The sequence below is a fragment of the Moheibacter lacus genome (assembly GCF_014042165.1).
GTDB lineage: Bacteria > Bacteroidota > Bacteroidia > Flavobacteriales > Weeksellaceae > Moheibacter > Moheibacter lacus.
Map to the genome: position 1 here is coordinate 251,338 of NZ_JACDZE010000002.1, position 18,992 is coordinate 270,329.

General features: G+C 35.8%; 22 protein-coding genes. 8 read left to right on the plus strand and 14 right to left on the minus strand.

The genetic code is table 11. From position 1 onward, the window contains the following. Nucleotides 1-18 precede the first annotated feature (18 nt). Both HU137_RS09320 and HU137_RS09325 read left to right on the plus strand, forming a co-directional pair. On the plus strand, nucleotides 19-510 hold the full coding sequence (locus HU137_RS09320) for a TlpA family protein disulfide reductase (RefSeq protein WP_182043571.1): 492 nt from the start codon (nucleotides 19-21) through the stop codon (nucleotides 508-510). 103 nt (nucleotides 511-613) lie between these two features. Beyond that, nucleotides 614-1,216 (plus strand): thioredoxin family protein, encoded by a 603-nt coding sequence (locus HU137_RS09325; RefSeq protein WP_182043603.1) that lies wholly within the window; start codon nucleotides 614-616, stop codon nucleotides 1,214-1,216. Nucleotides 1,217-1,235: 19 nt separating this feature from the next. On the opposite strand, the gene HU137_RS09330 is transcribed toward HU137_RS09325, so the two are convergent. From HU137_RS09330 to HU137_RS09375, 10 genes are read right to left on the minus strand one after another with little or no spacing between them, the layout of a single operon-like run. Continuing rightward, the gene (locus HU137_RS09330; protein ID WP_182043572.1) at nucleotides 1,236-2,162 is read right to left on the minus strand and encodes a glycosyltransferase family 2 protein; all 927 of its coding nucleotides are present in this window, start codon (nucleotides 2,160-2,162) and stop codon (nucleotides 1,236-1,238) included. Nucleotides 2,163-2,172: 10 nt separating this feature from the next. Next, nucleotides 2,173-3,102 carry a glycosyltransferase family 2 protein gene (locus tag HU137_RS09335; RefSeq protein WP_182043573.1) on the minus strand — a complete coding sequence of 310 codons (930 nt, stop codon included), beginning with the start codon at nucleotides 3,100-3,102 and terminating at the stop codon, nucleotides 2,173-2,175. Then, complete coding sequence (locus HU137_RS09340; protein WP_182043574.1) at nucleotides 3,092-3,811, minus strand: glycosyltransferase family 2 protein; 720 nt, start codon at nucleotides 3,809-3,811, stop codon at nucleotides 3,092-3,094. The genes HU137_RS09335 and HU137_RS09340 overlap by 11 nt, the downstream gene beginning before the upstream one ends. Further along, nucleotides 3,798-5,021, minus strand: coding sequence for an ABC transporter ATP-binding protein (locus HU137_RS09345; protein WP_182043575.1), 1,224 nt, complete (start codon nucleotides 5,019-5,021; stop codon nucleotides 3,798-3,800). The genes HU137_RS09340 and HU137_RS09345 overlap by 14 nt, the downstream gene beginning before the upstream one ends. 8 nt (nucleotides 5,022-5,029) lie before the next feature. Continuing rightward, entirely contained in the window at nucleotides 5,030-5,878 is an 849-nt protein-coding gene (locus tag HU137_RS09350; RefSeq protein ID WP_182043576.1) for an ABC transporter permease, read from the minus strand. Nucleotides 5,879-5,880: 2 nt separating this feature from the next. Then, entirely contained in the window at nucleotides 5,881-6,741 is an 861-nt protein-coding gene (gene rfbA / locus HU137_RS09355) for a glucose-1-phosphate thymidylyltransferase RfbA (protein ID WP_182043577.1), read from the minus strand. Between the two features lie 31 nt (nucleotides 6,742-6,772). After that, nucleotides 6,773-7,162, minus strand: coding sequence for a four helix bundle protein (locus tag HU137_RS09360; RefSeq protein WP_182043578.1), 390 nt, complete (start codon nucleotides 7,160-7,162; stop codon nucleotides 6,773-6,775). Between the two features lie 27 nt (nucleotides 7,163-7,189). Then, nucleotides 7,190-8,248, minus strand: a complete 1,059-nt coding sequence (gene rfbB / locus HU137_RS09365; RefSeq protein WP_182043579.1) for a dTDP-glucose 4,6-dehydratase — start codon at nucleotides 8,246-8,248, stop codon at nucleotides 7,190-7,192. A gap of 1 nt (nucleotide 8,249) precedes the next feature. Further along, entirely contained in the window at nucleotides 8,250-8,690 is a 441-nt protein-coding gene (locus HU137_RS09370) for an adenylyltransferase/cytidyltransferase family protein (RefSeq protein ID WP_182043580.1), read from the minus strand. Between the two features lie 25 nt (nucleotides 8,691-8,715). Continuing rightward, a complete protein-coding gene (locus HU137_RS09375) occupies nucleotides 8,716-10,038 on the minus strand; it encodes a UDP-glucose dehydrogenase family protein (RefSeq protein ID WP_182043581.1) in 1,323 nt (440 codons plus the stop codon). 204 nt (nucleotides 10,039-10,242) lie between these two features. Between HU137_RS09375 and panB the strand changes: the two genes are divergently transcribed. From panB to HU137_RS09395, 4 genes are read left to right on the plus strand one after another with little or no spacing between them, the layout of a single operon-like run. Then, a complete protein-coding gene (panB, locus tag HU137_RS09380) occupies nucleotides 10,243-11,055 on the plus strand; it encodes a 3-methyl-2-oxobutanoate hydroxymethyltransferase (RefSeq protein WP_182043582.1) in 813 nt (270 codons plus the stop codon). A gap of 31 nt (nucleotides 11,056-11,086) precedes the next feature. Next, nucleotides 11,087-11,776 carry an RluA family pseudouridine synthase gene (locus HU137_RS09385; protein WP_182043583.1) on the plus strand — a complete coding sequence of 230 codons (690 nt, stop codon included), beginning with the start codon at nucleotides 11,087-11,089 and terminating at the stop codon, nucleotides 11,774-11,776. 10 nt (nucleotides 11,777-11,786) lie between these two features. Further along, nucleotides 11,787-12,656 carry a lysophospholipid acyltransferase family protein gene (locus HU137_RS09390; protein WP_182043584.1) on the plus strand — a complete coding sequence of 290 codons (870 nt, stop codon included), beginning with the start codon at nucleotides 11,787-11,789 and terminating at the stop codon, nucleotides 12,654-12,656. Continuing rightward, nucleotides 12,653-13,654, plus strand: coding sequence for a glycosyltransferase family 2 protein (locus HU137_RS09395; RefSeq protein WP_182043585.1), 1,002 nt, complete (start codon nucleotides 12,653-12,655; stop codon nucleotides 13,652-13,654). Before HU137_RS09390 ends, HU137_RS09395 begins: the two co-directional genes overlap by 4 nt. A gap of 111 nt (nucleotides 13,655-13,765) precedes the next feature. On the opposite strand, the gene HU137_RS09400 is transcribed toward HU137_RS09395, so the two are convergent. Continuing rightward, the gene (locus HU137_RS09400; protein WP_182043586.1) at nucleotides 13,766-14,161 is read right to left on the minus strand and encodes a hypothetical protein; all 396 of its coding nucleotides are present in this window, start codon (nucleotides 14,159-14,161) and stop codon (nucleotides 13,766-13,768) included. 42 nt (nucleotides 14,162-14,203) lie between these two features. On the opposite strand from HU137_RS09400, the gene HU137_RS09405 reads away from it, so the two are divergent. Beyond that, nucleotides 14,204-14,803 carry an NUDIX hydrolase gene (locus HU137_RS09405; protein ID WP_182043587.1) on the plus strand — a complete coding sequence of 200 codons (600 nt, stop codon included), beginning with the start codon at nucleotides 14,204-14,206 and terminating at the stop codon, nucleotides 14,801-14,803. On the opposite strand, the gene HU137_RS09410 is transcribed toward HU137_RS09405, so the two are convergent. From HU137_RS09410 to HU137_RS09420, 3 genes are read right to left on the minus strand one after another with little or no spacing between them, the layout of a single operon-like run. Beyond that, a complete protein-coding gene (locus HU137_RS09410) occupies nucleotides 14,789-15,235 on the minus strand; it encodes a hypothetical protein (protein WP_182043588.1) in 447 nt (148 codons plus the stop codon). The genes HU137_RS09405 and HU137_RS09410 overlap by 15 nt on opposite strands. Further along, nucleotides 15,235-15,756, minus strand: a complete 522-nt coding sequence (locus HU137_RS09415; RefSeq protein ID WP_182043589.1) for a DUF4920 domain-containing protein — start codon at nucleotides 15,754-15,756, stop codon at nucleotides 15,235-15,237. The genes HU137_RS09410 and HU137_RS09415 overlap by 1 nt, the downstream gene beginning before the upstream one ends. A gap of 53 nt (nucleotides 15,757-15,809) precedes the next feature. Next, nucleotides 15,810-17,282 (minus strand): helix-turn-helix domain-containing protein, encoded by a 1,473-nt coding sequence (locus HU137_RS09420; RefSeq protein ID WP_220457206.1) that lies wholly within the window; start codon nucleotides 17,280-17,282, stop codon nucleotides 15,810-15,812. Nucleotides 17,283-17,391: 109 nt separating this feature from the next. Here HU137_RS09420 and aceB point away from each other — a divergent pair, with 109 nt between their 5' ends. Then, nucleotides 17,392-18,984, plus strand: coding sequence for a malate synthase A (gene aceB, locus HU137_RS09425; protein WP_182043590.1), 1,593 nt, complete (start codon nucleotides 17,392-17,394; stop codon nucleotides 18,982-18,984). Nucleotides 18,985-18,992 lie beyond the last annotated feature (8 nt).

Consider the following 18,992-nt stretch of genomic DNA (forward strand, 5'->3'; position numbering starts at 1 on the left):
TTTGAGGAATTCAGCGGTATGAAAAATTTATTCTTTATTTTGACCTTAGGTTTATTCATAGGTTGCCAAGGTCAGGAATCCCAAAAAGTATTGAAAGCGGTCAATTACGACGAATTGAAGCCGATCATCCAAAAAGAAGACGGTGTTCTGTATGTGGTCAATTTTTGGGCAACTTGGTGCAAACCTTGTATCGAAGAATTACCTGAATTTATGGCTGTCAACGAGCGTTTTAAAGACAATCCCAATTACAAAATGATTTTGGTATCGCTCGACACTAAAAAAGTGATGGATACAAAAGTCAAAAAATTCATAGAAAAAAATAATTTGGATGTTGATGTTTATTTGTTGGATGACATCAAACGGATGAATATGTGGATTCCGGATGTAGATGCGACTTGGAGTGGAGGAATTCCTGCGACGGTTTTCTATAAAAATGGAAAGAAATTGGGTTTTCGGGAGTCTCAAATGACCGAATTTGAATTGGAAGACATGATCAATGAAAATTTATAAATACGAATTCAATTTACATTAAACAACTAAATTTCAGTTAATTATGCATAAATTATTCGCCATTTTGACTATTGCAATTTCGATGATTGCGTGTCAAAATCAAATGGAAAAACCAGTAGAAGTTGCTTCTGCTGAGACAATTGAACCTAAAACGCATACCGCAAGCGGATATGCAGTTGGTGACGAAGCGACTGATTTTAAATTGAAAAACATAGACGATAAAATGGTTTCGTTAGCCGATTTTAAGGATGCCAAAGGATTTATCGTCATTTTTACTTGCAACCATTGTCCGTACGCCATTGCTTATGAAGACCGAATCATCGCATTGAATAAAAAGTACAAAGCGCTGGGTTATCCGGTGATTGCGATCAATCCAAACGACCCAACAGTTCAGCCGGAAGATGGTTTTGCAGAGATGAAGATTCGCGCAAAGGAAAAAGGATTTAGTTTTCCTTATTTGCTGGATGAAGGCCAAAAGATTTATCCGCAATATGGCGCTACCAAAACACCGCATGTCTATCTTTTGAACAAAGAAAATGGAAAAAACATCGTGAAATACATCGGGACGATTGATAACAATTACCAAGATGCAAACGACGCAGACGAGCATTTTGTAAAAGATGCAGTTGATGCTTTATTAGCAGGAAAACCGATTGTCAAAGAAACGACAGTGGCGATCGGATGTACCATTAAGGTGAAAAAATAATCGATATTTTCAATTGAGATTAGGAAAGGGTTATTTTGGATAGCCCTTTTTTTGTGAGTTTATAGGTTTTTAAAAGGAATAGATTCTTGCGTTTGCGCCAACCTTTTGATTCATTTGAAATGATTTCTGTAGCCCAATTGAATTTCATCATTTTAATCAATTCATAAAGGATTTTTTGCAAATATTCTTTGTAATATTCCTCTAAATTAACTTTCTGTTCGGCATTCAAATAATCGTTGAAGATGATGTGCCGAGCTTTGTAGTAATGGTAATATTTTTGAGGTTGCAGTGTTGGATTTTGAGAAATATTATCCAAATGCTTTCGTATTTTAACCTTAGATTGATTGGTCAGATTAAATTCAAGCTTAGGATTAAGCAACAAGATTTTCATAAAAAACTCCCAGTCTTGCGCCGCCAATAAATTCTCGTTAAAAAATATTTGTTTTTTCGTAATAAATGCACTCTTTATCAAAGGATTACTTATTAACCATATAGATTCTTTTTTAAAAAATGAAGTAATCAAACTTTCTTCTGAGTTTATTTTTACGATGTTTTCTTCATTGGAATTATTTTCAAAAAAATAAACAGACTGATAAATTATCAAATCATTTTTTGTGTTAGTTATTTTATCCTTAACCGAAGATAAAAAATCAAACCCCAGCAAATCATCACTATCTAAAAACAAAAGAAAATCCCCATTCGATTTTTCGATTCCGATGTTCCGACAAGCATTTGCTCCTTTGGGTTTATTGAAATCCTGCCTTTTGAAGATTTTAAATCGATCGTCTTTTGATGAATAATTCTGCAAAACATTCCAGGTTTGATCTGTGCTACCATCATCAATCAGCAAACACTCCCAGTTTGTTTCGCTTTGGGCAAGTATAGAGTCAAGGGTTTCTTGAATCAAATCTTCACGATTGTATGTGGGGATGATGATAGAGATCATAGTAGCTGAATTATAGAAATGCAAATTTATCTGCCACTTTAGAAATTTCAAGGTTTTTCACTAACTCCTCTTCATTTGAGTCAATCATTTTTAATTCTTTTTTGAGGTGCTTATAAGCGTCTTTCTGTAAAAGAATTTTGCTTTTCAAAATCTTTGTCTTTATTTGTTTTTTAGTCTTGTAAAGATGATTTATGGATGAAATATTTGGATTAGATAATTTGTTTAAAATAGTTCTTTTATTTTGTTCTTCTCTTTCTTCATAAAGTGATTTAGGTCTATCCTTTCGATCGTGAAAAATACTCGTTTTAGGATGAATTCCTATTTTTAGTTTATGATAATGTAGTCTATGACAATAATTATCATCCTCACCATAATGATAAAATACGGGATTAAATCCACCAACTTTTTTTAAACATTCCTTTGAAATCATCCATGCAGCTGCACACACAAATTTAGTTTCATAAATTTCATTTTTGACTTTATTCAGAACAAAATCAGAATAAAGATTTGGGCAAGAATATGGAGAAATTTGATTAGAAAATTTAAGATCCAACGCATTTCCCTCACCATTTAGATGTAGCGGACTAACTATACCATACTCCGGATTTCCTTTCAATTGATAAACTAACTTCTCAATGGTATTTTCTTCAACCCAAGCATCCTGATTTAATAAGAAAAAATATTCTCCGCCGCTTTCTAATGCATATTTTAATCCTTGGTTATTGGCTCCACCAAATCCTTTGTTTTCCTTGTTTTCAATCAAATGAACCGAAGGGTATTTTGATTTAATAACTTTAACTGTTTCATCAGTTGAAAGGTTATCTACTATTACAATTTCTGTTTTGAGAGTAGATTTCAGTAAAGAATCCAAACATTTTTGCAACCAATTATTGCGGGTAGCATTGTAAGTTACGATTATGGAATAAGTTTTATATTTCATAATTGTATCGAAGCTTATAATATATTCTTTTTATAATTCTTTTAATACCCTTACTATTATTGTTTTGTGAAAAGTATTTCCCGTATTTATTAAAGTTTTCTTTATGTCTACGGTAATAAAGTAACCCCTCCTTTATATAACCTACTTTTGCTCCATATTCTAATAACCCATTCCACAACCTTAAATCTTCCGTTGAATATCTACGACCTTCTTTAAATTCTCTGTAGCCTACTTTTTTCGCCAATTTAACATTATAGAAAATTGATCCATGATGTCCACCTTCTCTGTCCCAATAAAAATCTCCATAAAATGGTTTCATTTTCTCTGACCACCCGTCTAATATTTCATCTTTTATTTCACCTGTAACTATAATATCATAGGTAACTACATCAGCGTCTACTTTTTTTAGTAATTCTATAGCATCTGAACGCAACCAATTATCTGCTCCTAAAAATAAACAATAATCTGTTTGAACTCGATCGAGCATATCTTGAAAGTTCGATGCAGTACCTAAATTCTTTTTTCTTAATATATATTCTACTTGAGGATAAATTTTAGGCAAATGTTTGCAATCTCCTACACCATCATCTACAAATAATATTTTATCTGGTAAAACAGTTTGAGATAATATAGATTCTATACAATGCGCAGCTAAGTGTCCATATTTATAAGATGCAACAACTACAGTTACTGTTTTATTCCCATTCATGATCAATTAAAATTTTAGAAGGTATTTTTTCAGTTAATCTACCCTGACCATAGTAATCTCCATTCAGAACATTAAACATTAAACACTTGGAATAATGTTCTCTTTTATCACTATCAGTTATAAGTAAATTAACATAATAGTTGCCTTCTACCAAATTATTTTTGAAGATGCAATTTATTTTATCTCTTTTAGTATCAACATCAAAATAAGAAGTTGAAAGATTAAATATCTTTTCATCTTGAGTGTTATAGAGTCCTATATCAATCAACAAATTAGACTTCGGATTTTTCAGTTTCAATTCAAATCTTAACCTCTCACCACTTTCAATGACATTTTGTAAATTTGATTTTATACTAAAGCTTTCTAAAAATTGGCCTTTTTCAGGTGTAAAGTTTAATCTATTAAATTCTTCTCCTATATTATATGCAAAGTATTGTTCTACTACAGAATTAACATCAGTATCCAAAACAATATTTCCATTCTGCATTAAAACCCCTCTATCACACAAAGATTTAACACTTGCCATATTATGACTCACAAAAAGAATGGTCCTTCCCTCTCCTTTTGTGACATCACCCATTTTCCCCAAACACTTTTTCTGGAATTCTGCATCTCCTACCGCCAGAACTTCATCGACAATTAAAATCTCAGATTCCAAATGTGCTGCTACCGCAAAAGCCAGACGAACGTACATTCCAGACGAATAGCGTTTTACAGGTGTGTCTATGTATCTTTCAACGCCCGCAAAATCTACGATTTCATCAAATTTCCGGGTGATTTCTTTACGCGTCATCCCAAGTATTGCACCATTTAAATAGATGTTTTCTCTTCCGGTCATTTCAGGATGGAATCCGGTTCCAACTTCAAGCAAGGAAGCAATTCTTCCTTTATATTTGATCGTTCCAGTGGTCGGTTTGGTGACTTTGGAAAGCAATTTTAAAAGGGTGGATTTCCCGGCTCCATTTCTGCCAATGATCCCAACGGCTTCTCCCTGCTCTACTTTAAAATCGATATCACGTAGCGCCCAAACATAATCAGAATCACCCTTCGATGTTCTATCATTGGTATCTCCAATTTTTAAATAAGGATCTTCTTTTCCTCTTATTGCAGACCACCAACGGTTCAAATCATGCGAAAGGGTTCCCGTCCCTACTTCTCCCAAACGATATTGTTTGGATACATTTTCTATGTCTAAAACGATATTTCCCATCTTCCAATTTATACAGAATCCATAAAGGATTTTTCAACTTTATTAAAAATCAAAGTTCCAACCATCAAAATGATAAAAGTTGAAACTGCTGAATAAATCAACATACCTGGTTCAAAACTTCCTGATCCGATGTATCCGAATTTAAAACATTCAAATACGCCAGTCAAAGGATTGGCTTTAATAAAAGGAATCGCCCATTCCGGCATACCGGAAACCGGTAAAATTACAGGTGTTGCATACATAAACAATTGAATACCAAACCCCAACAACATACTCAAATCTTTGTATTTGGTGGTCATAGAGGAAAAAATCATTCCCAATCCCAATGAAAATCCGGCCATCAAAATGATCAGAAAAGGCGTTGCTAAAATCCACCAATTGGGCCAAACATTTTTTTCAAAAATCAAAAAATACAGGATCACCAAAATGAACAATAAAAACTGAACACCAAACCGCATCAAATTGGAAATCACTATCGATAAAGGCATCACCAATCTAGGAAAATATACTTTACCAAAAATCCGGGCATTTCCCCTAAAAACATTTGATGTCGTACTCAATGTCGTAGAAAAATAACTCCAAAGTGTCGTTCCTGCTAAATAAAATGCGATTGGCGGTCCATCAACCGGTAAATTGGCTATTCCCTTGAAGACGACTAAAAATGTCAAAGTCGTCAAAATCGGTTGGATAAAAAACCAAACAGGTCCTAATAAAGTTTGTTTAAATGTGGTAACAAAATCTCGTTTTACCAGCATATACACCAAATCTCGGTACCGCCAAACCTCTTTGAGATTGAGCGAAAAAAGTTTGTGTTTTGAGCTGATGATTTCGGTCCATTGGTTGGTGGTTGAATTCATTTTTATTGAATAATTTTTCTTAAATAATCGCCGTATCCGCTTTTCCCGTATTTATCGGCTGATTTTAACAATTGATCTTTATTTATAAATTGAAGTCTATAAGCGATTTCTTCGATACAACTTACTTTAAATCCTTGGCGTTTTTCTAATATTTTGACAAATTCGGAAGCTTCATGAAGTGAATCAAAAGTTCCGGTATCCAGCCAAGCTGTACCTCTTCCCATTATGCCCACTTCCAATTCGCCCAAGTCCAAATAAATCTTGTTTATATCCGTGATTTCCAATTCGCCTCGATGCGATGGTTTTAGATTTTTTGCAAATTCCACTACCCGATTATCATAAAAATACAAACCCGGAACGGCATAATTTGATTTTGGCTTTTTTGGTTTTTCCTCAATTGAAAGCGCCTTAAAGTTGTTATCAAAATCAACTACTCCATATCGTTCAGGATCAGAAACTTGATAAGCAAAAACACAACCTCCATTTACTTTGGTTTTACTTTCAAGCAATGCCCTCAATCCATTCCCATAAAAGATATTGTCTCCCAAAACCAAGGCTACACTATCCTCCCCGATAAATTCTTCTCCTATGATAAAAGCCTGCGCCAATCCGTCCGGACTTGGTTGAACTTTATATTCGATTTTGCATCCGATTTGAGAACCATCCCCTAAAAGACGTTGAAAAGGTTCGGAATCTTGCGGAGTTGTGATGATCAATATTTCTCTGATTCCGGCCAACATCAACGTAGAAAGCGGATAATAAATCATCGGTTTGTCATACACCGGCATCAACTGTTTGCTGACGGAAATCGTCAACGGGTAAAGCCTTGTCCCTGAACCACCTGCTAGTATTATTCCCTTCATTATTAATTACTTGAGTTATTGAGTATTTGAGTTATTGAGTATGTTTTTGAAAAGTCCATTTTTCATAATCTTTAGACAATTTCACAAGCATAGCCAATATTTCATCATATTTTATATATAATTCTTTGTACGTTTCTTCATTCAAATAATTGCATGCCAATGCGAAATCTAACCAATTTTGCGTTTCAGCTGCTTCGCCTTCGGAATCGATTAATTTGTTTACAAATAATTTTTCATATCTTCTTTTTCGCCATGCTTCCGCTAAGTTTCCACAAACGGATCGCGATGAACGTCTAATTTGGTCGGTCAATGCGTATTTCTCCTCAGAAGGAAATGTTTTTGTGAGATTAAATATTTCCATTGCACTCTCAAATGCTTTTTGGTACACTATTAAATCTTTATGATATTTTATTAAAGCCATTTCTCAATTACTCAACCATTCAACCACTCAATTATACTGTTTGTCATAATACTTCTGATAATCACCGCTGGTTACATGATTAAGCCATTCTTGATTTTCCAGATACCAATCGATCGTCAATCCCAATCCTTGTTCAAAAGTCACACTTGGACTCCATCCCAATTCTTGATGGATTTTATTGGCGTCAATTGCATAACGTAAATCATGTCCCGGACGGTCTTTCACGAAAGTAATCAATTTTTCACTCTCTCCTTTTTCTCGTCCCAATTTCTCATCCATTTGGCGACATAGTTCTTTTACCAAATCGATGTTTTGCCATTCGTTAAACCCTCCTACATTATAATTTTCCCCATTTCTTCCTTCATGAAATACCAAATCGATGGCTTTTGCATGGTCAATTACATACAACCAATCCCGCGTATATTTCCCGTCACCATAGATGGGAAGTGGTTTTCGGTTGATGATGTTATGGATACAAAGCGGAATTAATTTTTCAGGAAAATGATTCGGTCCGTAATTATTGGAACAATTAGTCAAAATAATCGGCAAACCATAGGTATCGGCATACGCACGCACAAAATGATCGGAACTTGCTTTGGAAGCCGAATACGGCGAATGAGGATCATAACTCGTCTCTTCCGTAAAAAATCCGGTTTCACCCAGAGCGCCATAAACCTCATCGGTTGAAACATGGTGAAATCTTTTTCCATTGAATCCATCTTCCATCTCATTCCAAAGCCTTTTGGCAGCGTTCAATAAATTGACCGTTCCCAATACATTGGTTTTTACAAACTCCAAAGGCGAACTGATGGAACGATCCACATGCGATTCGGCAGCGAGATGGATCACACCATCTGGGCGGAATTTTTGAAAAATTTCGTCCATCCGCATTTCATCTGTGATATCGGCTTTGATAAAAAGATAATTCGGTTCGTTTTCGATATCTTTTAGATTTTCCAAATTCCCTGCATAGGTCAAAGCATCCAGATTGATGATTTTGTATTGCGGGTATTTTTTCACAAATTCTCTTACAACGTGCGAACCGATGAATCCGGCGCCGCCGGTTATGATGATGGTTTTATTCAAATCAATTGGCTTTTTTATGAATGATTTTTAAATTCTCGATTTCATGAACGGTTTTCCGTAAACCTGAACTTGAAAAACGGTGATCTCGTCTATTGTAGTATAATTCGATGCCTTTTTCCTCACAATATTGACGACCTGTGAAATTTTTATCTTGGTATTCGTCACCCAATATGCGAACATCAATTTTAAACGAACGCAATATATCTTCCAAATCCTGTTCCGTTGCATACGGAATGATTTCATCTACAAATTTGCAGCCTTTTAATTGGATGTAACGCTCCACGATCGTTTGTGTGGGTGAATTCTTTTCCGGTCTATCAATCGTAGGGTCAGTTTGCAATCCTACGATCAAATAATCACAATTTCGTTTGGCTTCTTCCAGCATTTTTATATGTCCGGCATGAAGCAAATCAAATGTACTAAAGGTAATTCCTACTTTCATTTTCAAATAATTAGTAAAGATAAATTTAGTTTTTTAAACCGATTCCATAATAAGTAAAACCTAATTCTTTCAGATAATTGGCATCATAAATATTTCGTCCGTCAAAAATCACTTTGTTTTTTAACAATTTCCCCAAAACATCCCAATTCGGTATTCTAAATTCCGACCATTCGGTAACGAGTAACAACGCATCTGCATCATTGGCGGCTTCATAGGAATCTTTGCAATATTCCACTTTGTCACCCAAATAAAATTCGCGGGCGTGATCCATTGCAACTGGATCATAAGCCTTTACTTCTGCACCCAATTTTTTCAATTCGTCGATGATAACCAGTGAAGGTGCTTCGCGCATATCGTCTGTATTGGGCTTAAAACTCAAACCCAAAAGCGCAAAAGTTTTTCCGGTCAAATCATTTCCGAAATGTTTTTTTACTTTTTCCACCAAAATATGTTTCTGCGCATCATTTACATCTTCAACTGCTTGTAAAACCCGCAATTCATAATCGTATTGTTTAGCCGTACGAATGATGGCTTTTACGTCTTTTGGAAAACAAGAACCACCATAACCAACGCCCGGATAGATGAATTTATTTCCGATCCTTGGGTCAGACCCTATTCCTCTTCTTACCATATTGACATCGGCTCCTACTCTTTCACACAAATTGGCGATATCGTTCATAAAGCTGATTTTGGTTGCCAGCATGGCATTCGCAGCATATTTGGTCATTTCGGCGGACGGAATATCCATATACACAATTCGTTCGCCGCTCAATTGAAATGGTTTGTATAATCTTTGCATGATTTTTTGCGCACGCTCGTCTTCTGTCCCGATTACGATTCTGTCCGGTTTCAAAAAATCTTCAACTGCTGCACCTTCCTTTAAAAATTCAGGATTGGAAGCCACTGAAAAAGCCAAATCTGAATTTCGGTTTTGCAATGCTTTTTCAATTTCTGCTTTTACTTTTACACCTGTTCCAACCGGAACTGTACTTTTTGTAGCCACTACCAAATAATCAGACATTTTCTCTCCGACTTCTTTTGCCACACCTAAAACATAACTCAAATCAGCAGATCCATCCTCACCCGGAGGTGTTCCAACAGCGATAAACACCACTTCGCTTCCTTGAATGGCTTCGCCCAAATCAGTCGTAAATTTTAATCTTCCGTTTTTATGGTTTCTTACAACTAATTCTTCCAATCCGGGCTCATAAATCGGAATGATTCCATTTCTTAATTTTTCGATTTTTTGTGCATCGATGTCTACACAAACCACTTCTATTCCTACATCAGCAAAACAAGTTCCCGAAACCAATCCTACATATCCCGTACCTACAACTGTAATTTTCATGCGTTTATTTTATGCTTTTTTCATTTGTTTCATACAACTTTAAAGATTATTTTAATCATTAAGGTTGCATATTATATCAATATTATTTTTACCTAAATTAAAATCTCATGAAATTAATGGAGAATGATTTAGGAAAAAATTTGGCGATTCAAAAGTAAACAAATCCTATGAATTAACCCTATCTTAGCCGAAATTTAGAAGGCAATGTCTATCAATAAAGAAATAAAAAGAATCACGACTGAAACCATCAGAAGCATGAAGGGAAAAGAGAAAATCTCCATGCTTACTTCTTATGATTTCACCATTGCGCAAATGGTGGATGCTGGTGGAATCGATGCGATTTTGGTTGGAGATTCCGCTTCCAACGTAATGGCAGGTCATGAAACCACTTTACCCATCACACTGGATCAGATGATTTACCATGCACAGTCTGTCGTCAGAGGAGCAAAAAGAGCGTTGGTCGTTGTCGATTTACCATTTGGAACTTATCAATCCGACCCGCAACGCGCATTAGACTCTGCGGTTCGAATCATGAAAGAATCTGGCGCTCACGCCGTAAAATTAGAAGGTGGTAAGGAAATCGAAAAATCGGTTAAACGCATCATCAACGCCGGAATTCCGGTCATGGGACATTTGGGTTTAACTCCTCAATCGATTTATCAATTTGGAACTTATAAAGTTAGAGCGAAAGAAGAAGCTGAAGCTCAAAAATTAATAGATGATGCCAAATTACTGGAAGATTTGGGTGCATTTTCTGTCGTGATGGAAAAAATCCCTGCTGCTTTGGCCAAAAAAGTGACGGAAAGCATTTCCATTCCGACCATTGGAATTGGCGCAGGAGCACATTGTGACGGACAAGTTCTCGTTGTTCACGACATGCTCGGTATGACGCATGAGTTCAGTCCAAAGTTTTTACGTCGCTATTTGAGCCTTTATGATGAAATCACCGGTGCCGTTCAACAATATGTTCAAGACGTGAAATCTGTAGATTTCCCAAATGAAAATGAACAGTATTGATTTTAGTAATTAGTAATTAGTTTCTGCTTGTTTGAAAACAAAACCCGAAATACTTTTTGAAGACAATCATCTGCTGATCATCAACAAAAAAGCAGGTGAATTGGCGCAAGGTGATGCAACAGGTGATATTCCTTTGATTGATTCTTTAAAAGAATTCATTAAAATCCGTGATCAAAAACCCGGTAATGTATTTTTAGGCTTAGTGCATCGTTTGGATCGTCCAACAAGTGGAATACTCGTCTTTGCCAAAACCGGAAAAGCACTTTCTCGGATGAATGATTTATTCAAAACCCGAGACGTAAAAAAAGCATATTGGGCCATCGTGGAAGGAAAACCGGAAAAGGATTTTGAACGACTCGAACAGTATTTGAGAAAAAATCAAAAAAACAACAAGGTCACAGTTTTCACCAAACCCACTCCGGAAGCCAAATTGGCGATTCTCGAATACAAACTACTCGGGAATTTGGACAATTATTCGCTGCTTGAAGTGGATTTATTTACAGGACGTTCGCATCAAATCCGTTCCCAATTAAGTTTCATAGGAAATCCGATAAAAGGCGATTTGAAATACGGTGCCAAACGCTCCAATCCTAACGGTAGTATTTCGCTTCATGCCCGGAAAATCAATTTTATTCATCCTGTAAAAAAGGAAGAAATCACCATCATAGCACCTCCTCCGGTTGATAAAATTTGGCAGGATTGTCTTAAATTTGCGCAGTAAAATTCAGAAAATGAAAAGAATTTCTCAGGCCATTTTATACACTTTTTCCCTTTTGCCTTTTTGGGTACTCTATGGTCTTTCTTGGTTCATTTACGTGTTGCTCAACTATTTGATCGGCTATCGCCGAAAGGTGATTTATACCAATTTAAAAAATTCTTTTCCTGAAAAATCTGATGCTGAAATCAAATCCATTCAAAAAAAATTCTATAAAAATTTTGCAGATTATTTAGTTGAAACCTTAAAGAGTTTTTCTATTTCCAAAAAAGAATTGGACAAAAGACATACTTATTCCAACTTAGAAGTCTTTGAAACCTGTAAAAAAGAAGGAAAAGATGTGATGCTGATGGCAGGACATAATTTTAATTGGGAATGGTTTGTGGGTTTAGGAAATCATTTGGTCACAAAAAATAGATATGCGGTTTACCATAAAGTAAGAAATGACTTTTGGAATGAAATGATCAACGGAATACGAGGGAAATTTGGGACTGTTCCACTAGACATGAAAAAAACGGCAAGATTTATTCTCAGTACTACAGATAATGGCGAATATTCTTATTTATTTGTCGCCGATCAAAGTCCTAAAAAGACAAACATCCATTACGATTTAGAATTTCTCAACCAAAATACACCAGTATTTATCGGATTTGACAAAATCGCCATCAAAAAAAACATGGCAGTCGTTTATTGTAAAATGACAAAAACCAAACAAGGTCATTACCACACTAGTTTCGAAAGAATTCTTCCGGAAAATGAAAAATTTGAACCTTATGAAACCGTGCATCAATTCTTCCATAAATTAGAAAAAACCATACAAGAACAACCGGACAATTGGCTATGGAGCCACAAAAGATGGAAATACAAAAAAGGAATCGACTATTGAAAACAGCCGTTGTCATATTGAATTGGAATGGAAGAAAATTATTGGAAGAATTCATTCCTTCTGTCGTTGAGTTTTCCCAATCAGCTGATCTTTTTGTCATAGACAATGCTTCTGATGATGATTCGATTGCTTATATTAATGCTAATTTCCCAAAAATTCAAATCATCCAAAACGAAGGTAATTTCGGATATGCAAAAGGATACAATGAAGGAATTAAAAAACTTCCCGATTTAAAGAATTATGAAATTCTCTGCTTGCTCAATTCCGATGTTCAGGTTTCGGAAAATTGGTTAGAACCGATCGAAAATCTATTCGCTACAAATGCTGAAATTGCCGTGGTTCAACCCAAAATTTTGGATTATAAAAACCCAAATCTATTTGAATACGCCGGCGCCGGTGGGGGATTTATCGATAATTACGGCTATCCATTTTGCCGTGGCCGTGTTTTTTGGGATTTGGAAGAAGATAAAGGACAATACGATGATACGATCCAAACTTTCTGGGCAAGTGGTGCTTGTTTCTTTATCCGAACAGAAGAATTTTTGAATTCAGGCGGATTTGACGAAGGATTTTTTGCGCACATGGAAGAAATCGATCTTTGTTGGCGGATCAACAATTACGGAAAGAAAGTTTACTATTGCGGCGCTTCAAAAGTCTACCATCTCGGTGGCGGAACACTTAAAAATTCCAACCCAAAAAAAACCTATCTCAACTTCCGAAACAGTTTGTGGATGTTGGTAAAAAATCTTCCAGCTTGGAAAGCTTTTCCGATTGTATTTCTACGACTTAGTTTTGATGGAATTACAGGAATTGTCTTCTTATTTTATGAGGGATTTGGGCATTTTTGGGCTGTTTTAGATTCCCATTTCGGATTCTACAAAAGATTGTTCCACTATATGAAAATCCGCAAACCGGGCATTCAAAAGTATTCTTCAAAACAATTTGTTCCGTATCAATATTTCATTCAGAAACGTAAAAAGTTTTCCGATTTAAAATAATGTGAAGTAAAATTTAAGGACGACATCTCGACAGCTTCGCTGGTAAGCCCCCGGCTCATGCTCGATGTGACTTTATCAATAAGCATGAAGTAGAATTCTTAAATTTTAGAGCTAAACCTGCCCCAATTTCGTAGCGATTGTATTGATAAAATTGGTCAATGGACCTTTGGCCATCATTTCGATCATCATGTTGAATTTCCCATCAAAATTCAAAGAAACATCTGAACTGGAATCGTCCACCGGATCGATGTTAATTGTAAGATAATATTCAAAATTGGGTGAAGGCGATTCAAAAACCAATTGAGAATCTGGAGTCGATTCCTTTAATTTCATCCCAACTTTTGGCAAACTACCGATCTGCACTGCAAACCCATTACCAGATTCATGAATTTCAAAGGATTTGGTATCGTCCGGCATCAATTGTCGGTAGTTTTCCATATCGGACAGAAAAACAAACGCCTCTTTTTGGTTTTTGGAAAATCGGGTTTTATCGGTATTTACATTCATTTGAGTTGTTTTTTAATTATATTTGTGAACAAACGTTCCCAAATGTACAAAGTTTTTTACAATGAAAAAGCCTTAATTCTTAGCGAAAAACCTATTTCAAATCTAAAAAATTTAGCATTTAACAACGAAGGTCAATTTGAAGAAGCATTGGCTTTATTGCGAAATTCCTCCAATACAGAAGTAAACATTTACCACCATAACTTGAATAGCCTTTGGGAAAATTTCAAAAATCATTTGGAATATTTAGAGGCTGCCGGTGGTTTGGTTCAAAATCAAAAAAAAGAAATTTTGTTCATCCACCGATTGGATAAATGGGATCTACCAAAAGGTAAATTGGAAATTGGAGAAACACCCAAAATAGCTGCTGTACGCGAAGTGGAGGAAGAATGCGGAATCAGCAACTTGATTCTAAAAGATTTAATCACAATTACTTACCATATTTATTTTCAAGACAACTTGAAGTTAAAAGCGACGTATTGGTATGAAATGGATTATGATGGAAATGAAGAATTAATTCCACAAACTGAAGAAGGAATTGGGATAGCCGAATGGAAAAACCAAAGTGAAATTCCTCAAATTCTTCAAAATACCTATGAAAATATCAAACTCGTTTTGGAGAAAATCCCCTTAATCAATCAATAATTTCCCGATTCTATCGACCGGACCTATACAACCTGCATCAGACCGATGACAAGTGATACAGCTTTTCACTACGTTGTTATAGATTTCTTTCCGATTGGGATTTTCCTTTTCAACATTGTGTAAATTTTGAAGATTCAGCAAATAAAGATCAGCCAAACGGTTGAATTCCTCATTGCGTTGAAAACTCGGCGTCATTTCTGCAGTATGGATTTTATTGAATTCTTTTGGAAATTCTCCAATTGAATTCCCCTCAAGAACCATAGGTCTATTTTTCTCCAATTCTGCATACATTTTTTCCATGAGCAAAGCCATGTCCGACATTTCGTAGACTTGCTGAAATGAAGAATTGGTTTCTGTTTTTTCAGGTTTTTTTTCAGAACAACTCAAAACACAAAAACCAATACTCAAATAAATGATGAAGAGAATACGCATCAACTCTTTTTCTTGATCAAAACGCCATCGGCAAGAAAACGGAATTCGACTTTCGGTTCCGTAATTTTTGCGATTTCTTCTTCCGATTTTCCTGCGTCTTTTGCATAATGTTTCAATTCATCCACAGAAGTTTCGTCTTTGTAGGCATATCCTTTGATGATGGCGTCACTTCCACTTGCGTCCATCGGTACAAAGAATTTATAGTCTTTGAAACGGACAAATGATTCGGATTCCGGTTTTCCCAAATCCAATTTCATCCAGCAACCTTTGGCTTGACAAACCGAATTGACTTTTCCTTTAAAAGCAATTTCTACAGAATCACCCACGGCCATGGTTTCATATTTTGCCAACATTTCATCGGCAGTCAATGCGCCTTCGGGTGAAATTTCCGCACCAAAAGATTCATATTGGCTTGCATCTACCCATTCAGTTGAGGCCGGTTTATCAGCTTCAACTTTGGTTTCTTGCTTACATGAAATAATGGCTGCAGACAAAGCAACTCCCAAAAATATTTTTCTCATTTTAATTGGTTTATTGATTAATGCTCACAAATATAAATGTTTAATTTCATAAATCAATTGCTCCCGATAAAAGCATCGATGGCTTCATTTAACTGTTGATTTTGAAGCTTTTTCAAATATCTTTTCGGATGAGCCGCTCTTTCAGAACAATTTTCCATGCCACAATTTTCACAAGTCACCGCCACTTTTTTCACCGGAATTTTGGGATCTTTCAGGAACTTTATTTTCTTTTGGGCAGCTTCCAGTTTCACACCAAGCGTCACACTTCGCAAAAGATCCGAATTAAATGGATCTACTGTCGCAGAGGAAATTACAAAATATTCGTTCTGATTTTGAAAAGGGTAAACCGAAATCTGAGCATCCAAAAGATGGGATTTTTCATCTTTTACTTTTTCAAAATCTTGTAAAACCCGCACCGAAACCCAACGACGGCAATAATGTTCATCCGATTCGTTGGCATGTGGCGATTGATGTTGGTTCAAATGCAATTCTTTAGTCAATTTATAACTATCCGTTCCCACTTTATAGGACAATCTCAAGAAAAACAAATCGTTGATTTTAAAATGTTTAGCAAAAAGATTGGTCATGCGTTGGTAAATCGTTTCGGGCGATTCGGTATATTTTCTCATTACATTTTCAAAAATCTCCGGATTAAATCGATTGATATCAAACATTCGGTTCATATCCCTGACCAAATTCTCTTCGGGCAATAAAATAGCACCGGCAAAATAAGAAGCATAAAAATTATTCAGCAATTGATCAAAACTTTCAAATTTCGCCCATGAAAAAGTCAGCAATCTTTCTTCCAATTTCAAATAATTATACCCCAATTCTTTGGCGAGAATAAACCGAATTTGATTCAGGTCAGCCGAATTATTGATGTACAATTCTTTGTTTTTCGGTTTATAAATAGATCTTAAGGTTTGCAATTCTGAACTGAAATCTTCAAAAATAATTTGGTATCCAAATTCTTCTTTGAGAATTTCCAGCATCCAATCCTCGTTGATTTCATCTTTTTCATCGATCAAATAAGCTTTCATGAAATTTTTGGCTGCCGCTTCGATTTCCGGAAAATAATTATCGTTGGCTTCTTGATAGGAACGAAGCGCAGCAAGGAAAAAACTTTCACGCGTCAGATTGTAATTGTTCCCAATTTCGATCATGGTAGAAATAAAAGCATTCACCTTGGAAGGCGCATTGGAAATGATTTCAATCAAATCTCTTTCTTCGATCCCAAACAATTCAAATGGAATTTCTTTTAACAGTTTTGACTGGAGAATGCCCGAAATCGGTGCCAGATTTTTATCCAATTTTAAAGAAACCAAATCTTCATAAGAAACTTCTAGTGATTCAGCCAACAAGATAATTTTATCGGTCTTTGGATATTTTTTCCCTTTTTCTATTTCGTTCAAATAAGATTTGGACAAACCGGATATTTTACCCAACTGAAACAAGGACAAACCTTTATCGGTACGGATTTGTCGCAATTTCAAACCAAAAATCAATTTCACATATTCCTCTTCCATCGAAATTTATTTTACACAAAGTTGAAAAAAAATTTGGAAATTAAAAACGAAAAGTTATAATTTAGCGAACGTTCGCTGTTTAATATTAATCCGCTTAAAATTAAAAATTATGCAGACCACCGCAGAAAATAAATTAGCTATACAAATTTCGGAGCATCACTATTCCGACATTTTAACTCCGGCTGCCATCGAATTCCTATTGGCACTTCATACGCAATTTGATCAAAAAAGATTGGAACTTCTAGAAAACCGAAAAAAGGTTCAATCCCAATTGGATGAAGGACATCTCCCGAAATTCCCTGTAGAAACGGAAAATTTGCGCAAACAGGATTGGGTGGCGGCAACGATTCCTTTGGATCTACAAGATCGCCGTGTAGAAATCACTGGACCTGTTGATCGTAAAATGATCATCAATGCCCTAAATTCTGGAGCCAAAACTTTTATGGCCGATTTTGAAGACAGCAACTCCCCTACTTGGAAGAACAATTTGGAAGGGCAACGCAATTTAAAAGATGCCGTCAATAAAACGATTTCTATCGAGACAACAAATGGCGAAAAAACTTACGCACTTCATGAAAATCCGGCTGTTTTGATTGTTCGCCCAAGAGGATTGCATTTAAATGAAAAAAATTTCACCATAGGAAACACAGGAATAGCGGGTTCATTATTTGATTTTGGTCTTTACCTTTTCCATAATGCTTTTCAATTAATCGCCAACGGTAGTGGCCCCTATTTCTACTTACCCAAATTGGAGCATTATGAAGAAGCCCGTTGGTGGAACGAAGTTTTTGTTTTCTCACAGAACTTTTTGAGAATTCCGCAAGGAACGATCAAGGCCACGGTTTTGATCGAAACGATTACGGCTTCTTTTCAATTGGACGAAATTATTTTTGAATTGAAAGAACACATTGCCGGGTTAAATTGCGGGCGTTGGGATTATATTTTTTCTTACATCAAAAAATTCAGAAACCACAAAGACCGAATCGTCCCTGATCGTTCCCAAGTCACGATGAATTCTCCTTTTATGTTGGCTTATTCGCAACGCGTTATCCAAATCTGCCACAAACGAAACGTTTTGGCTATCGGTGGAATGGCGGCGCAGATTCCGATTAAAAACGATGAAGAAGCCAATAAAGTCGCATTTGAAAAAGTCCGCAACGACAAATTACGGGAAGTAAAAAACGGACATGACGGGACTTGGGTGGCTCATCCGGCATTGGTTCCGGTCGCCTTAGAAATATTTGACGAATTTATGCCTACGCCCAATCAAATTGAAGTCAAACGAGAAGATTTAAATATTTCAGAATCGGATTTAATCGAAAAACCTATCGGAACGATTACCGAAAAAGGATTGCGGGAAAATATCAACGTAGGCATTCTGTATATCGAATCTTGGTTGTCCGGAAAAGGTGCAGCTGCGCTTTATCATTTGATGGAAGATGCAGCTACCGCAGAAATTTCAAGAACACAAGTTTGGCAATGGCTGCATGCAGATGCCGTGCTTGACAACGGTCGAGTCCTGAATTCGGAATTGTACAAAACGATTCGTTGTGAAGAAATCAAAAAAATCATAAAGATGGTCGGAGCCGAAAATTTCGAAGCCGGAAATTTTAGAAAAGCCATTGAATTATTTGACGATTTGGTCTTAAAAAATGAATTCAAAGAATTTTTAACACTGGAAGCTTACAAATATTTATCATAAATCATCTT

Excerpts from the sequence above, each read along its gene's own strand:
- panB (WP_182043582.1), top strand. The coding sequence starts at position 10,243 with ATGTCTATCAATAAAGAAATAAAAAGAATCACGACTGAAACCATCAGA.
- HU137_RS09345 (WP_182043575.1), bottom strand. The coding sequence starts at position 5,021 with ATGGGAAATATCGTTTTAGACATAGAAAATGTATCCAAACAATATCGT.
- HU137_RS09415 (WP_182043589.1), bottom strand. The coding sequence starts at position 15,756 with ATGAGAAAAATATTTTTGGGAGTTGCTTTGTCTGCAGCCATTATTTCA.
- HU137_RS09350 (WP_182043576.1), bottom strand. The coding sequence starts at position 5,878 with ATGAATTCAACCACCAACCAATGGACCGAAATCATCAGCTCAAAACAC.
- HU137_RS09375 (WP_182043581.1), bottom strand. The coding sequence starts at position 10,038 with ATGAAAATTACAGTTGTAGGTACGGGATATGTAGGATTGGTTTCGGGA.
- HU137_RS09320 (WP_182043571.1), top strand. The coding sequence starts at position 19 with ATGAAAAATTTATTCTTTATTTTGACCTTAGGTTTATTCATAGGTTGC.
- HU137_RS09390 (WP_182043584.1), top strand. The coding sequence starts at position 11,787 with ATGAAAAGAATTTCTCAGGCCATTTTATACACTTTTTCCCTTTTGCCT.
- HU137_RS09420 (WP_220457206.1), bottom strand. The coding sequence starts at position 17,282 with ATGGAAGAGGAATATGTGAAATTGATTTTTGGTTTGAAATTGCGACAA.
- rfbA (WP_182043577.1), bottom strand. The coding sequence starts at position 6,741 with ATGAAGGGAATAATACTAGCAGGTGGTTCAGGGACAAGGCTTTACCCG.
- HU137_RS09330 (WP_182043572.1), bottom strand. The coding sequence starts at position 2,162 with ATGATCTCTATCATCATCCCCACATACAATCGTGAAGATTTGATTCAA.
- aceB (WP_182043590.1), top strand. The coding sequence starts at position 17,392 with ATGCAGACCACCGCAGAAAATAAATTAGCTATACAAATTTCGGAGCAT.
- HU137_RS09335 (WP_182043573.1), bottom strand. The coding sequence starts at position 3,102 with ATGAAATATAAAACTTATTCCATAATCGTAACTTACAATGCTACCCGC.
- HU137_RS09405 (WP_182043587.1), top strand. The coding sequence starts at position 14,204 with ATGTACAAAGTTTTTTACAATGAAAAAGCCTTAATTCTTAGCGAAAAA.
- HU137_RS09340 (WP_182043574.1), bottom strand. The coding sequence starts at position 3,811 with ATGAATGGGAATAAAACAGTAACTGTAGTTGTTGCATCTTATAAATAT.
- HU137_RS09360 (WP_182043578.1), bottom strand. The coding sequence starts at position 7,162 with ATGGCTTTAATAAAATATCATAAAGATTTAATAGTGTACCAAAAAGCA.
- HU137_RS09325 (WP_182043603.1), top strand. The coding sequence starts at position 614 with ATGGAAAAACCAGTAGAAGTTGCTTCTGCTGAGACAATTGAACCTAAA.
- HU137_RS09400 (WP_182043586.1), bottom strand. The coding sequence starts at position 14,161 with ATGAATGTAAATACCGATAAAACCCGATTTTCCAAAAACCAAAAAGAG.
- HU137_RS09370 (WP_182043580.1), bottom strand. The coding sequence starts at position 8,690 with ATGAAAGTAGGAATTACCTTTAGTACATTTGATTTGCTTCATGCCGGA.
- HU137_RS09410 (WP_182043588.1), bottom strand. The coding sequence starts at position 15,235 with ATGCGTATTCTCTTCATCATTTATTTGAGTATTGGTTTTTGTGTTTTG.